The 14,912-nt window shown below is 59.4% G+C and carries 14 protein-coding genes; 9 read left to right on the top strand and 5 right to left on the bottom strand.

The features are described 5' to 3' along the window. Window positions 1-3 precede the first annotated feature (3 nt). The 3 genes from mfd to VJU77_02395 form a co-directional block, all read right to left on the bottom strand. Window positions 4-3,174, bottom strand: coding sequence for a transcription-repair coupling factor (mfd, locus tag VJU77_02385; GenBank protein HKP02184.1), 3,171 nt, complete (start codon window positions 3,172-3,174; stop codon window positions 4-6). A gap of 142 nt (window positions 3,175-3,316) precedes the next feature. Further along, complete coding sequence (aroF, locus tag VJU77_02390; GenBank protein HKP02185.1) at window positions 3,317-4,333, bottom strand: 3-deoxy-7-phosphoheptulonate synthase; 1,017 nt, start codon at window positions 4,331-4,333, stop codon at window positions 3,317-3,319. 75 nt (window positions 4,334-4,408) lie between these two features. Then, a complete protein-coding gene (locus VJU77_02395; GenBank protein ID HKP02186.1) occupies window positions 4,409-4,987 on the bottom strand; it encodes a L,D-transpeptidase family protein in 579 nt (192 codons plus the stop codon). 166 nt (window positions 4,988-5,153) lie between these two features. Here VJU77_02395 and VJU77_02400 point away from each other — a divergent pair, with 166 nt between their 5' ends. Both VJU77_02400 and VJU77_02405 read left to right on the top strand, forming a co-directional pair. Then, a complete protein-coding gene (locus VJU77_02400; GenBank protein HKP02187.1) occupies window positions 5,154-5,540 on the top strand; it encodes an FmdB family zinc ribbon protein in 387 nt (128 codons plus the stop codon). Next, complete coding sequence (locus VJU77_02405; GenBank protein ID HKP02188.1) at window positions 5,537-6,274, top strand: zinc ribbon domain-containing protein; 738 nt, start codon at window positions 5,537-5,539, stop codon at window positions 6,272-6,274. The genes VJU77_02400 and VJU77_02405 overlap by 4 nt, the downstream gene beginning before the upstream one ends. Window positions 6,275-6,339: 65 nt before the next feature. On the opposite strand, the gene VJU77_02410 is transcribed toward VJU77_02405, so the two are convergent. After that, complete coding sequence (locus VJU77_02410; protein HKP02189.1) at window positions 6,340-6,804, bottom strand: peptidoglycan-binding domain-containing protein; 465 nt, start codon at window positions 6,802-6,804, stop codon at window positions 6,340-6,342. A gap of 127 nt (window positions 6,805-6,931) precedes the next feature. On the opposite strand from VJU77_02410, the gene VJU77_02415 reads away from it, so the two are divergent. The 6 genes from VJU77_02415 to VJU77_02440 all read left to right on the top strand — a co-directional run bounded on the left by VJU77_02415 (window position 6,932) and on the right by VJU77_02440 (window position 12,443). Next, window positions 6,932-8,245, top strand: a complete 1,314-nt coding sequence (locus VJU77_02415; protein HKP02190.1) for a hypothetical protein — start codon at window positions 6,932-6,934, stop codon at window positions 8,243-8,245. Window positions 8,246-8,271: 26 nt separating this feature from the next. Then, the gene (locus VJU77_02420) at window positions 8,272-8,469 is read left to right on the top strand and encodes a hypothetical protein (protein ID HKP02191.1); all 198 of its coding nucleotides are present in this window, start codon (window positions 8,272-8,274) and stop codon (window positions 8,467-8,469) included. A 145-nt stretch (window positions 8,470-8,614) separates the two neighbouring features. Continuing rightward, window positions 8,615-9,667: a low specificity L-threonine aldolase gene (locus tag VJU77_02425; protein HKP02192.1), complete on the top strand. Its 1,053-nt coding sequence runs from the start codon at window positions 8,615-8,617 to the stop codon at window positions 9,665-9,667. 57 nt (window positions 9,668-9,724) lie between these two features. Then, the gene (locus VJU77_02430) at window positions 9,725-10,228 is read left to right on the top strand and encodes a hypothetical protein (GenBank protein ID HKP02193.1); all 504 of its coding nucleotides are present in this window, start codon (window positions 9,725-9,727) and stop codon (window positions 10,226-10,228) included. A gap of 198 nt (window positions 10,229-10,426) precedes the next feature. Beyond that, entirely contained in the window at window positions 10,427-11,866 is a 1,440-nt protein-coding gene (locus VJU77_02435; GenBank protein ID HKP02194.1) for a matrixin family metalloprotease, read from the top strand. A 7-nt stretch (window positions 11,867-11,873) separates the two neighbouring features. After that, complete coding sequence (locus VJU77_02440) at window positions 11,874-12,443, top strand: hypothetical protein (protein HKP02195.1); 570 nt, start codon at window positions 11,874-11,876, stop codon at window positions 12,441-12,443. A 44-nt stretch (window positions 12,444-12,487) separates the two neighbouring features. Here the strand turns inward: VJU77_02440 and VJU77_02445 are convergent, their stop codons facing one another. Next, window positions 12,488-12,721: a hypothetical protein gene (locus VJU77_02445; GenBank protein ID HKP02196.1), complete on the bottom strand. Its 234-nt coding sequence runs from the start codon at window positions 12,719-12,721 to the stop codon at window positions 12,488-12,490. A 27-nt stretch (window positions 12,722-12,748) separates the two neighbouring features. On the opposite strand from VJU77_02445, the gene VJU77_02450 reads away from it, so the two are divergent. After that, window positions 12,749-14,911, top strand: coding sequence for a protein-disulfide reductase DsbD domain-containing protein (locus tag VJU77_02450; protein HKP02197.1), 2,163 nt, complete (start codon window positions 12,749-12,751; stop codon window positions 14,909-14,911). Window position 14,912 lies beyond the last annotated feature (1 nt).

The following is a 14,912-nucleotide window of genomic DNA, read 5'->3' on the forward strand; positions in this document are numbered from 1 at the left end:
GAGTTAGAGTTTCTTGATCAATTCCAATACCTCCGCCAATTGGCGGTCGATTCTATTGGTACTAATGCGAGGGAATTTGCCCCCGACAAGTATAAAATCCCCGCGCCGGGTGAGCATTAGTTTGCCTTCGCGCACCTCCACTCGGGTGACGCCGGCCCTGGCCGCGGAGAGCCTGATTTCGGTCAGAACGATCAAATTGTCAACCGCTTCGGGAAATTTTCCGAACCGGTCCCGCCAATCCTTGCGGAGCCGGTCCAACTGCTCGCGAGTCGTGATTTCCGCGAGATGACGGTAAGCCTGAATTCGCAACGTGGGGTCGGCCACAAAACTGGTGGGGATAAAAGCCGGAGCGCGCGCGTCCGGGCCGAGTTGGACAAACTCGGCTTCGTTCGTGGCGAGAAAATCGAGGCGGATCTCGACTTCAATCCGGGCGCGAACTTTGTCGCCCTTTAGCTGGGCCACGGCCTGCTTGAGCAACTGGCAATAGAGATCGAACCCCACCGCCATGATGTGCCCGCTCTGGGCGGTGCCGAGGATGCTGCCGGCGCCTCGAATTTCGAGGTCGCGCATGGCGATACGAAAACCGGCGCCTAACGAGCTGTATTGCTTGATGGCGTTGATGCGTTTACGGGCCGCGCCCACCGTCATCATCTCCCGCGGCAGGAGCAGGTAGGCGTAGGCCTTGTGTTCCGCCCGCCCGACCCGTCCCCGAAGCTGATAGAGGTCGGCGAGCCCGAACCGATCCGCGCGGTCGATGATGATGGTGTTGGCATTAGGAATATCGAGGCCGCTTTCGATGATGGTAGTGCAGACCAGCACATCGATGCGGCCCGAGACGAATCGGGCCATGACCGATTCCAGTTCGTCGGCATCCATTTGCCCGTGGCCAAATTCGACCCGGGCCCGCGGGCAAAGCTCAACGATCCGGTCCCGTGTTTTCTCGATCGACTGCACGCGGTTGTGCAGAAAATAAACCTGTCCCTGCCGCTCCAATTCCCGATTGATCGCGTCGCGGATGATTCGTTCGTCATAGCCGCAGACGACGGTTTCGACCGGTAGACGGTTGAGAGGCGGAGTCTCGATGGTGGACATGTCCTTCACGCCGACAAGCGAGAGGTAAAGCGTGCGCGGAATCGGCGTGGCTGAAAGGGTGAGAACGTCCACCAGCTTGAAAAGCTCCTTGAATTTTTCCTTATGCAGGACGCCGAAGCGCTGCTCTTCATCGATCACCACCAGCCCGAGATCCTTGAAGATGACATCGCCGGAAATCAGACGGTGGGTGCCGATCACAATATCGACGCCGCCCTCGCGCAGGAGCTGCAAAACTTTGCGCTGCTCGGCGTGGGAACGGAAGCGACTGAGCATTTCGATCCGCACCGGATAATCGAGCATGCGTTGCCGGAAGGTTTCGAAGTGCTGCTGGGCGAGGACGGTGGTGGGGGCAAGCACCGCGACTTGTTTGCCCTCCATGACCGCCTTGAACGCGGCGCGAATTGCCACTTCGGTTTTTCCAAAACCGACGTCGCCGCAGATCAAGCGGTCCATCGATCGCGCCAGCTCCATGTCGTGCTTGGTGGCTGCGATCGCGGTGAGCTGATCGGGCGTTTCCCGGAACGGAAAGGAATGCTCGAATTCCCTCTGCCATTTTGTGTCCGGCCCGAAGGGATGACCGAGCTGCGTTTCACGCTCAGCCTGGACGGCCAGCATTTTGCCGGCGTAATCGAAGATGGATGCGGTCGCGCTTTTTTTGGCGCGGGCCCATTTCGCGTCCGCCAGCGAGCTGAGCGGCGGAGATTTCTTTCCCACCCCGACATAGCGGGAGACGAGATAAGCCTGTTCGAGCGGCACGTAGAGCCGGGAGTCGTTGGCGAATTCCAAGGCGAGCGCTTCCTGCATCTCGCCCCCGGGCGAAGGAACGCGGGTGAGCTGGAGAAAACGGCCGATGCCATGTTCAAGGTGGACCACAAGATCGCCTTCATTCAGTTCGCTGAAGTCGATCTGGGTGCGATGGCGGGCGAGCCTTTCGGCGCGCTGCAAACGCCGGCGTCCGTGGGTCGTATAGCGCCCGAACAATTCGGCGCCGGAAAGGATGACCAATTTCCCGTCTGGAAAAACAAACCCGCGCGGCAGCGTTCCTTCCAGAACCTCGACGCCTTTCATGGCGTCTCCCATAATTTCTCGGAAGCGCTCGATTTCGCCTTCCGTCTGGAAATAGATCACGACGCGAAATCCGCCCGCTCCCCAATCCCTGAGTCTCGCGGAAAACTGCGCGCGCTTCGCTTCGACCAGCATGAAATCCCCGACGGCGAAGTCGCCGATGTCGCAATCTTCGAACGCGCCCTGGAAGTCTTCTGGTTCTTCGCCGCCGAGCCAGCCTTCGCCGATCAGGATCTCGGCCTCGGCGTTTTCCTCCGGTTCGATCTCGACCCGCAGCGCTTCGGGGGACACGTAGTCTCGAACGGTCGCGCTCTGATCTTCAGCGGCGCCGAGGAGGAGCTCGATGCTCTGTAAATTTCGGACCGACGTTTGGGTGTCGACGTCGAATTCGCGGAGCGATTCCACATCGTCACCGAAATATTCCGCCCGAATCGGACGCGCCGCCTGCCACGAATAGACGTCGAGGATTCCGCCGCGAACGGCGAACTGACCGCGGGTCGTGACTTGCGACACCCGTTCGTATCCAGCAGCGGAAAGCGTTTCGACGGTCTTTTCAAGCGGCTGGCGCTTTCCCCGGCGGAGAGTGACCATGGCGGAACTCAGCGCCGCGGGATCCGGCGCGGCCTGATCAAGCGCCGCGCGGGTGGTGACGATTACGCGAGGCCCTTTCTCGCGCTGAACCTGGTTGAAAAGCGCCAGTCGCTCCGCCGCGATTTCCGGGTCAGGCAATACGTTTTCGACCGCGGCGAATTCCGCTTCCGGAAGAAAGAGAGCGTCCGGCAGCCAATTGAGCAGGGTTTCAAAAAGTAATTCCTGGGAGCGGACCGTCGGGCAAAGGATCCAGAGCGTTTTTCGCAATTCTCCGGCGATCGCGGCGACGATAAACGCCTGGGCCGGCTCGGTGACGTGAGAGAATGCGACGGGGGAACTGCCCCGGCGGACGTTCCGCAGTTTTTGCGAGATCGAATTCGAGCGCGTTACGATCGCGGGCAGGGAATCGCTCGAGGAATCTTCCACCGCCCATGGTTCGCCGGATTGGCGCGAACTTCAATTTTTCGTAATCGTGCTCCTGCTCGTGCTCGTGATCGATTCGGGTTCGAGCAAGAGCAAGAGTAAGAGTAAGAGTAAGAGTAAGAGTAAGAGTAAGAGCAGAAGAGAACTACATCCGCCGGCCGACCGCTTCGGCGACGGCGCGCAGGCGCGGAACGAGATCGGCGAAGATTTCCGGCACGATCGCCTGTTCGCCGTCACTCTTGGCAAACTGAGGAGAGTCGTGCACTTCGATCATGACGGCATCAGCGCCGGCTGCGACCGCGGCGAGGGCCATTTGCGGCACGAAGTCGCGCAGGCCGATGCCGTGAGTTGGGTCGACCACGACGGGCAGGTGGGTTCTCGCTTTCAGGATGGGAACGGCGTTGAGATCGAGCGTGTAACGGGTGGCGGTTTCGAAGGTGCGAATGCCGCGTTCGCACAGGAGCACGTTCATGTTCCCTTCGCTCAGGACATACTCGGCGCTCATGATCAAATCGCTGATCGTCGCGCTGAAGCCGCGCTTAAGCAGCACCGGCAAATGACTGCGGCCCACTTCCTTCAAAAGGGAAAAATTCTGCATGTTACGCGTCCCGATTTGGAGGCAGTCCGCGTATTTCTCCACCAGCGCCAGGTCCCTCGCGTCCATGATCTCAGTAATGACCGGCAAGCCCGTTTCCTCGCGGGCGGCGGCCAGGAAACGCAAGCCGTCTTCGGCCAATCCCTGGAAACTGTAGGGCGAAGTCCGCGGCTTGAAGGCGCCTCCCCGAAGAATGTTCGCGCCCGATTTTTTGACGATGCGCGCAATCGACGAGATTTGCTCCTGGCTTTCCACCGCACACGGCCCGCAAATCAAAGCAACCTTTTCATTCCCGCCAATCGTCACATCGCCGACCGAGACAGAAGAGGCCGCGCCGCGAGATTCGACGGAAGCGAGCTTGTAAGGTTTTTCCAACGGGATGATCGCTTCCACTCCGGCCATGGCCGCCAGCGCTTTTTCCCGGACCCGATCTTCGGCGCCGATCACCCCGATAATAATGCGGGAAGCGCCCCGGCTGATTTGGGCATCCAGGCCTAATTCGCGCAGTCGGGCCAGAATCCGGTCGATCTGCTCGTCCGTGGCGTTGGGTTGGGTGATGATGATCATGGCGTGACCGGCGGAAACACGATCATGTCGCCGGGAAAGACCAAGTGCAAGCCGAGAGCCCGGAATGGCCGACGACTAGTGGCTGATGGTGACCGGCGTCCCAGTCGAAACGGAACGGAAGAAATTCTCCGCCATGAACTCGGGCATCCGGATACAGCCGTGGGAAGCCGGATATCCCGGCAGGTAACCAGCATGCATCCCGGTGCCGCCGTAGATCCGCATGAAATAGGGCATGGGCGCGCCTTTGAAATGGGTCCCGGGCGGCTTTGGGTCCTTGCCGACATCCACGTTCGCAACCACGACGTTATCCGCGGAATCGACGTAATCGCCATACTGGCTCGAGACGTGATTTTGATCCTTCTGGATGATCTTGTACGAACCGGCCGTGGTGCCCATGCCTTCGCGGCCGGTGGAGAGCTGCGAGATGCCGACCAATTGCGCGCCCTTGTAGAAATAGGCGCGCTGCTCACTGAGCTTGATTTTGATGGAAGGTTTTCCCGAGACACTGTCGCCATCCCAATAGGAGATGCTGTCCCGCGGAGCTGCGTTAGAAACCGGTCCGGTGCCATAAACGCCGCCCAGGTACTGCGACTGGGCCAGAGCCGGATCGTCCCCATCACAGGCCGCCAAAAAGAGAGCGACGGAGGCGGTCAAAACGAGTGAAAACGGACGAAAAACTGAGTGCGACATAATCAAAAATCGGAACGACGCCTTTAACGCTCGCTAAGTTCAAAGTCAAGGTGACCGGGCTCGCGCAGCGGCGGCGATACGGTATTCGACGGGATGAGGATGGCTTGTATTCTGCTTTTTCTGAGAGAGAATGGCGACCGTTCGCCGCCTTCACTGCTTCATGCCGACCTACGAATATTCCTGCGAGAAGTGTGGAGACACCTTTGAGGCCGTGCAATCCATGCGCGACAAGCCGTTTAGCGAATGTCCAAAGGAACTTTGCCGGCAGAAAAAATGGGGCCACGGAAAGGTGAAGCGGCTTATTGGGACCGGCGCCGGCCTGATTTTCAAGGGCTCGGGATTTTATATCACCGATTACCGAAGCAATTCCTACAAGGAAGGCGCGAAGAAGGATGCTCCTGCCGCGCCGGCCACAGCTGAAAAAACGGCCGTCAAAAAAGAGGGAAGCGGAGGATCTGCACCCGCCGCGCCGACCAAGGCACCCGAGTCAAAACCGAAGAAGCAATCCGTGGAATGATTAAACTGGTCTGTCCGGAATGCCGGCGCGAAAACGAGCCGGAGCGAATTTATTGTCACGATTGCGGGGCGCGGCTTGATCGCACGGCCCTGGCCAAAATTGCGCCGAAGGGCGAGGACGCGAAGGCAACGCAGCGGCGGTTGAAGTCCATGCTCGATCCGGGGCGCCTGAAGATGCGCCTGATGTTTTTCAAGGTGAGCAAGGTCATCCTGGGCGCGTTCGCCACGGCGGCCGTGATTCAGATGTTGCTTCCACCAGATGTTCCGCCGGTGCCGAAGAGCGGTGAGTTTCCTCCCCAGATCAACCTGGACATGGAAAATGCGGCTTTGAACCACGGTTCTCCGCCTTTGCGCTACACTGAGGCGCAGGTGAACGCTTTTCTGGGCAGCGCCCTCAAGAGCAGGCAGGCAGCCCTGAGCAAGGTGCTTCAGTTCGAGCGGGCCTTCGTCAATCTCGATGAGAATGTTGGCCGAGTCACGGTCCAGCGGTCGTTATTTGGCTTCTCCTTTTACACTGCGACTTCCGGCAAAGTGACCCTCGAGAATGGAGCGCTGAAAGCTTCAAACAACGGCGGCAGCATCGGACGCCTGCCCGTTCACCCCGCCCTGATGAAATATGCCGATCCTATTTTCGCGGATTTGTGGGCTGCGCTCGATCGTGAGAAAAAATCGCTCTCGAAGATGGTCGGGATCGAGTTGCATCCGCAAGCGGTTGTTCTGATTCCGCGGCCATAAACTAGCCGCCTGCCGGAGCGCGATTTGCGCGTCCGACAGGCGTGCCAACCCAACCCTAAGCTGCTTTACGAGAGCCCCATCGTGGCGAGCAGTCGCCGATCGATCCGGCCGTCCACGACAAGGCCGTGATTGCGTTCGTAGGCCCGAATGGCGCTCCGCGTCCCGTTGCCGATAACGCCGTCGATGGCTCCGTGATAATAGCCGGCGCGCGCCAGGCGGCGTTGAACGGCCGCCACGGTGGCGTCATCGGTCAGCCCGGCGTCGGAATAATAAGCGCTCCGCGGTGTGTAATAGCCGTATCCGTAGGGGTAAGCGCCGTAATAAGGATACCCATAACCGTAGTAGGGATATCCGAGCCCGATGCCGAACGAGAAATGCGAGTGGTGATGATGATGATGGTTGTGATGACCCCGATAGCTGACGCTCAGCGCGTTGGAGATCGGAGCTGTGGCGCTGGGACGGGCGATCGCGGACGAGGCCGCTACCGCGCCCGCCACCAGCGCGATGAGAAGAAGTTTGGTTGTTTTCATTTGTTTGATCCTTTCTGATTAGACACCGCCGGAACGGAAAAGTTCCGTTTTAATTACGTTGGAAACGAAATATTCTCGGCGCATTTTTTACCTAGCTTTAGACGTAGCGCTTTGAGAGGTTTGCGTTGTGTTCCCCCGGCATAAAAGCGGTCGTCTTTGCTCTGGCCTGGTCGCCTTTCTCGTCTGTCAGACATTCTGGGCGCTGGGCGCTCCGCTCGAACAAAGCGTCAGCACTTCCCGGCAATTCATTGTGTACGGGCCCGATGTGCGGGTCCGCGGCGCGATTTGCGAATTGGCGGAGGGCGCCAAGCGCGATCTCCTCGCCGTCCTTGCTCAACGGGATTCGTGGGTCACGCCGATCCTGATCAACGCGCATTATCCCCAAGCGAACTTGCCCGAAGCGCCGCGAACCGCCCTGGCCCTTGGCCAGACTGGTTTCGGACTGAAACTGCAGCTTGATTTGACGATCGATCCCATGGTCAGCCGGCCTGAGGTCCGGCGCGAAGTGCTGCGGGCGCTGCTCGTCGAGATGATGTATCGCGAGTCTCCTGGGATTGCGGCGGGCACCTCATGCTTGTCACCGCCGGATTGGCTGCTCGAAGGTGTGCTGGCGCAAGCGACGAATCTGGACGCCGGCCTCAGCCAAATCCTTTCTCTCCCAGTCGATCGGCGCACTATCCTGCCGCTTGAGAAATTCTTGCGACAAAAACCTGAGCTGCTGGACGCGCCGGGACTTTCGCTTTATCGGGCCTATTCGTGTGCCCTGGTGGAGCTTCTGGCCCGCACTCCGGATGGCCCGGGCCGCCTTGCGCGATTCATTCTCGACCTTGCCACTGCTTCGAATGATCCGCTGGCGGGTCTGCGCAGGCATTTCCCGGGATTGTTCGAGTCCGACGCGATGGCTGAGAAAACATGGGAAAATCAGGTCGCTCGCTTTTCAAAACAACAGCCTTACCAATTGCTCGGGAGCGCCGCGACGGAGCGCATCCTGGACGACCATCTCCGTCTGAAAATTTCGACGGGGCCTTCGGCAAAAACCTTCGAGCTGGCGGAATTCCCCGCCTTTCTGAAAGCACCTTCGGCCAAGCGAGTTCTGGCCGATCTTTCCCGGGATTTGAGCGCGCTCGCGGTCCGGGCCAACCCCATCTACCAGCCCGTAATCCTCGAGTACGGAGAGATTGCCGCCGCCTTGTCACGTGGAAAAATCAAAGGTATCGCTCGGCGCCTGGACCAGCTCACTGCCTCGCGCAAGGCCATGGCCGCGCAAGTGCGCGGGATCGATGACTACCTGAACTGGTTCGAGGCAACGGGATTACGTGATCAAAGCGGAGTGTTCACCGAGTACTTGAAGACGGCCGAGTCGGCCTTCGATCCGCCGCCGATGAGACGCGATCGAATTTCCGTTTATCTCAACGCGCTCGAAACGCAGCTCCAGGAATAGCGCGAGGTTTGCCGCGGCTTTTCCAAGTGCTCAACGAAAAATCTTTTTTTGCAGGCACTCAGAAAGCGTTTCTCCTGCGAAATAAAGACAGGGAAAGACCAACGGATATGAAATTCAAAGAGCGAATCGAGCAGATGGGAGCAACGGGATATATTTTGCTTTGGCTTTTGGGGATTCCGATTCCGATTCTGTTTTTGTTTTTTCTGCTGCGCGGTTGCACATAGAGGTTAGGGGGACGCGGGTAGAGGATCAGCCTGGCGGAGCCCCGGGCCAAACCCGGGCTTTCGCCGGGCGATTTCTGTACCGCCGTGCGGCTGGTCCCCCCTGATCGGGATTGCTCCGTGCCTCGAAGTCGCGTAGAGACGCGCGATGGATTCAACGCGAGAACGATTCCAATTCGCGAGCGACAATACCGCGGCCATCTGTCCGCCGGCCTGGGCCGCTCTCGCCGAAGCCAACGCTGATGCGGAAGTTTCCTACGGCGACGACAAATGGTCCCGCCGCGTAACCGATCGGGTGCGCGAAATTTTCGAGACCGACTGCGAAGTCTTTCTCGTGTTTAATGGGACGGCGGCGAATTCTCTCGCCCTGGCTCAACTGTGCCGGTCTTATCACGCCGTCATTTGCCATCAGTACGCGCACAGCCAGACCGACGAATGCGGTGCGCCTGAGTTCTTTGCCGGCGGCGCCAAGCTCCTGCCGATTCCCGGGGTGAACGGCAAGCTGGACCTGGACAAGGTCAAAGCGGCCCTCCTTCGGCACGGAGATGTTCATTCGTCGAAACCCCGTGTAATCAGCCTCACGCAATCCACTGAGCTGGGCACCGTGTATCAGCGGGACGAGATCGAGGCGATCGCCGAGTTTGCTCGGGAGCGCTCATTGTTCCTGCACGTTGACGGCGCCCGTTTCGCTAATGCCGTGGCGGCCCTCGGATGCGCGCCGAAGTCGATCACCTGGGAGGCCGGTGTAGATGCGCTCTGTTTTGGCGGAACCAAGAATGGCACGGCTGCGGGCGAGCTCGTCATCTTTTTCCAGAAGAAGCTCGCGGAAGAATTCGATTACCGGGTCAAACAAGCCGGTCAACTGGGCTCGAAGACGCGCTTTCTGGCCGCGCCCTGGGCAGGGTTGCTGGCGGATAACGCCTGGATCGACAACGCGCGGCACGCCAACCGATGCGCCCAAGCCCTGGCCCAAAAGCTGAGCGCGCTGCCGGGCCTTGAACCGGCCTTTCCCTGCGAAGCGAACGGCGTGTTTTTGCGAATGCCGAATGAACTCGTTAGGCGACTGCACCAGGGCGGCTGGCATTTCTACAAATTTATCGAGCCGGATATTTACCGGTTGATGTGTTCATGGGCCACGACCGAAGGCGATATCGACGCTCTGGTGAATGACGTGAAGAGCATTCCTGCCATCGCGAACTGACCTTTCGCAGGGGCGATTTCTCTGGCGGCGGGGCCAATGAGAGATATGTGTAAGCCCGTGAGACCGGGTGGATGGATCCTGTTGCTCGGCGTTCTTGCGCTGGGTGGTTGCAAAGCGGCGCACGATGTGGCGGTGAGCTCATTCCGCGTGATTGATGCGCCCGCGAATTATGTCCGGCGGCATCTTGACGCCGAACAGACCACGACGACCACCACGACTTCCGACGTCACCACGCCCGGCCGCACGGTTACAAATTCGCCGAGCCGCGACCCGCAACAACGCACGGTCACTACCCAGACCCAAACCCGCTCGAACGCGGCCCCCAGCGCCACTCCCCGATCTTCGCCCCCAGTTGTCACCGAAAGGTCCAAGCCTTCCCCGAGCCCGGCGCGCACCACGACGACGCAGGCTCAATACCCAACCGCGAAGCCGGTGCCGGGAAAACCTGGATATGTCTTCAGCCCGTTTGATCCGAGCGGCGGCTACGTGGATGTGAATGGCTACACGTCGGGGCAAAAGGTAAAAGACCCTTATTCCGGCAAGATTTTCCTGGTCCCCTGATTTTTGCGCAGTTCGACCGTTGTTGAGATCCCCAAAGTGGAGCGCATTTTTACGGACTGCAGCGACGAAATTCCCCGGATCGGGCGGGCTGCGTACGCGATTTGCTTTAGAGTGAGTATGAGCCGCTTCGGCCATTTTCTCCATTCCGCTCACAATTGTCTGTTCTCGGCGCCACGTCGACGCTACAAGTTGTTCTCGATGAGGCATGCTTGCGCGCTTGCCGTCGCCGCGATGTTTGGCGTAGTGACCGCCGGACACGCGTATGTTCTCACCGGTAAAAGTTGGCCGAGTGGCAGCGTTCTGGTTCTCCAACTCGGTCTGGGACCCGCCGGCCGCACTCTCCAGGACGGAAATATCTCCTGGGATACGGCGGTCTTGCCTGTGGCTCAAATGTGGAACGAGAGAATTCAGCGCGTCGTCGTGACCAACGTGCTCAACCCCCTTGGGCTGGCCTCGCCCACCGACCACCTGAACTCGGTCGTCTTTGCCAATTCGGTTTTCGGTCAGTCCTTCGGCTCGAACACCCTCGCGGTGACCTATTACTCGAGCAGCGGTTCGAACATGGTGGAATCCGACACGCTCTTTAATCGGGCGATCACTTTCGATTCCTACCGGGGCCCTCTGCAATTCGTGCCTCACGGGCTCGCCATTCCCGACATTCGCCGCGTTCTTCTCCATGAACTCGGGCACACGCTTGGCCTGGGCCATCCTGATACTGGTGGCCAACAAGTCGTCGCCGTCATGAACTCCGTCGTCAGCAATCAGGAAGTCCTTTCCGCGGACGACATCGCCGGTGGACAGCATCTCTACGGAGCCGGCGAGCCCACGCCTACCCCGGCTCCCACAGCCACGCCCGGACCGTCCGGGAGTCATCTCGCAAATATTTCCACGCGGATGAACGTTGGCACCGGCCAGAGCGTTCTGATCGGTGGCTTCATTGTCCAGGGGGCGCAACCCAAGACACTCATTCTGCGAGCTATGGGACCTTCTCTTGCCGGCGCCGGAATTCCGAATGTCCTGGCCGATCCCGTCCTGGAGTTGCACGATTCCACCGGGACCATCATTGCTTCGAACAACAACTGGCAGGATGACGGACTGGCGAGCCAGATTCAGGAGATGGGCTTTGCCCCAACCAGTCCGGCGGAATCGGCGATCCTCGTTACCGCTCCTCCCGGAAGTTACACCGCGGTGGTGAGCGGGTGGGGCGGCGGTCAGGGGACTGGCCTGGTGGAAGTTTACGAGATGGACGGGAACAGTGCGCGAATGATGAATATTGCGACGCGCGGGTCGGTGGGAACCGGAGGCGAACCGATGATTGGAGGATTGATCGTCCGGGGAGGCACGGCCAAGAAAATCATCGTGCGCGCGCTGGGGCCATCGCTTGCTGGAATGATTTCCGGAGTACTGGAGGATCCCTATTTGGAATTACGTGACGCCTCGGGGAATCTCATGGCCTCGAACGACGATTGGGGCAACAGCCCGCAAGCCAGTGAAATCGCCGCTGCCATGCCGCCCACCAACGGCCTGGAATCAGCCGTTATTGCGACCCTGGGCGCCGGGAATTACACCGCGATCGTTCGCGGCGTGGATGACGCAACCGGCGTCGGCCTTGTGGAAGTCTTCGATCTCGATCCCTGACGTTTTTATGAAAATCCGCCGCTCTCCATTTTTGCTGGCGTGCCTCGCGCTCACCTTGCCGGCGCTTCGCGCCACCACCGTTATTCCGCCCACTTTCGATCAGCTCGTCGGCCAGGCGGAAGTGATCTTTCAGGGTACTGTGACGGATCTACGCCCGCAATGGGCGGGCGTTGGAGCAGAACGACACATTGTGACCCTCGTTACTTTCAAAGTCGACGACGCGATCAAGGGCTCGCTGAGCGAAAGCTACACGATCCGGATGTTTGGGGGCGCGCTGGATGGGCAAATGATGGAGGCGACCGATACGCCGAGATTTAAGTTGGGCGATCGCGATATTCTTTTCGTGGAAAACAATGGCACCCAGTTCGTGCCGCTGGTGGGGATCATGCATGGACGCTTCCGGATTCAAAAGGAAGCTGGCGGCCGCGAAGTTGTCTCGAAGGACAACGGCGCGCCTGTCGCTGATGTGGCAAAACTGGGGTTGGACGAAAAGGCCGCGACCACCGGTCAGGTTCTCTCGACGGCTGAATTCAAGGCGGCTATCCGGCAGAAGCTGGGGCCAGGCGCCGCGAAGTAAGAAAGCTTTTTCGCTTCCGATCGACGCCGGCGGACTGAAAACCCTTAGTGGGTACCGTCTTGTTTCCGCTGCTCGGCGACCTGACGCTTCACCTCGTTGGTTCGATCAAGCGAGCGTTTCATCCAATTATGCTCGCTCACCGGCCGGGGCGCGGCCGCGGTTTGCTTAGAGGCCGTCGCGGCCGGCGTAGTCGCTACTTGCTGAGTTTCTTTTTGCTTTTGAACAAGAAACAGCCAGCCCAGCACGGCCACGACCACCAGGACGACAACGGTTCGCATACCCCAATCAGGAGCAGGCCGCGAGCCATGACGCGGCTACGTTGCCGTGGTTATTCCTCGATGGTAAGTAACGGCATGAATCCAGGGTTTTCCATGCGCAGCTCGTTGCTCGCGGCGATCTCGGTCCTGGCATTCGTCTGCCCCGGTCGCGCCCAGACTTTCCAGGGCAAGGAACTGGTCCAGGCCAGCCTGGTCGCCGATGTCAACGCCGTTGTTCCGGGCAAACCCCTTACCGTCGGCCTTCTTCTGAAAATGGCGCCGCATTGGCATACCTATTGGCGTTTTTCCGGCGACGCTGGTTTGCCCACCGAGATCAAATGGAACCTGCCGCCCGGTTGGAAGGCAGGCGAAATCCAGTGGCCGCTTCCGTTTCGGATGATCGACCCCGGGGATATCGAAACCTACGGTTACGACAATGAAGTGATGCTCCTCCAGGAGATCACGCCGCCGGCGTCGGTGCCTGATTCTTCGATCAAATTGGCGGCTGAAGCCAGCTGGCTCGTTTGCGAGAAACTTTGTATCCCGGGCAGCGCGAATCTCCAAATTGGACTCCCCGTTTCCGACAAGAATGCGGCCGCGAACGAGGACCTCTTCACGCGCTATCGGCGATCACTTCCGCAGAAATGGCCGGAGGGCAAGGTCGCCAGCGCGACTTGGAGCCGAGGCGGCCAGGAATTGCAATTGACGGTCGAGAGCGCCGCGCTGGCGAATTATCCCGCGGCGGATTTTTTCCCATTGCCGGACGCCAACGTCGTTGTCGGTCATCCCAAAACGGAGCGGAGCGCTCCCGGCAAGCTGATCTTCCGGGTGCCGATTGAAGGCGACCCAAAATTGTCCGCGCTCAACGGGGTGGTCGTCTTCGGCCAGAGCGCGAACAGCGCCGAGCGCAACGGCTGGACGTTGCCGACTGAGGTCCAGATGCTTTCCGGGGGATCCGGAAGCCTCTGGAAATTTCTGCTCTTCGGTTTCCTCGGCGGCTTCATTCTGAACCTGATGCCCTGTGTGTTGCCGGTCATCTCGCTCAAGATTTTTGGTTTCATCCAGCACGCCGGCCAAGATCGGCGACGCATCCTGCGAAGCGGGCTCGCCTTTATCGCGGGGATTTTTGCCTGGTTCATTGGCCTCGCGCTTCTCCTCATCGGGCTGAAATCAGCCGGTCGCGAGATCACCTGGGCGTTTCAATTCACGAATCCGTATTTCGTCCTGTTTATGAGCGCGGTGGTTCTGGTTTTTGCGCTCAATCTTTTCGGCGTTTTCGAAATCACGCTGCCCCAAAGCGCGAGTCGCGGGGTGCTCGGTTGGACCGCGCGGGAAGGGGACGCCGGCTCTTTTTTCCAGGGCGTCTTCGCGACCGTTCTGGCGACACCCTGTACGGCGCCGTTCCTCGGCACGGCGCTGGGGTTTGCCTTTACCCAATCGGGCTGGACGATTCTGCTGATGTTTGTCGCCATCGCGGCCGGCATGTCTTCGCCTTATCTCCTGCTTTCCGCCCAACCGGCCTGGATGCGTCTGCTCCCCAAGCCCGGTGCCTGGATGGTGCACGTGAAACAGCTGATGGGTTTTCTCCTGCTGGCGACGCTCCTCTTTTTGCTTTGGGTCCTGGGCGCTCAACGCGGGGTTGAAGGGGTCATTTGGGCCTCCTGCTTTTTGCTGGCGCTCAGTGTCGTCTGCTGGATGAAAGGCGTCTTCCTTGTGCCGACGGCTTCCCATGTGGCTCGTGTCGTCTCGATCCTGCTCGCGCTCCTGCTTCTGCTCGGCAGCGGCTATTATTTTATCGGCGAAAAATTCCGCGCCACCCGCCTCGCTTCCGGCGAGATGCAGATGCAGGGCGACTGGCAGCCTTTTACGCCGGAGCGTTTGGAAGAGGAACTCGGGCAAGGCCATTCCGTCTTCGTGGATTTCACCGCGGCCTGGTGCCTGACCTGCAAGTTTAACGAGGCGAGCGTCCTCGAAAGCAGCGCCGTGCGCGATGCCTTTCAACGCCACGGCGTCGTCAAAATTAAAGCGGACTGGACCAATGCCGATCCCGCGATCACAAAAATTTTGAAACAATTTGGCCGGCCCGGTGTCCCAATGTATGTGCTTTACCCGGGCAAGAACGCGGAACCGATTTTGTTTCCGGAATTGCTCACCCAAAGCCTTATCCTGGAAAAACTGGAAACCCTGTTACCACACGTCGCTGCTCAATGAA

The organism is Chthoniobacterales bacterium (assembly GCA_035274845.1).
Lineage (GTDB): Bacteria > Verrucomicrobiota > Verrucomicrobiia > Chthoniobacterales > UBA10450 > AV80.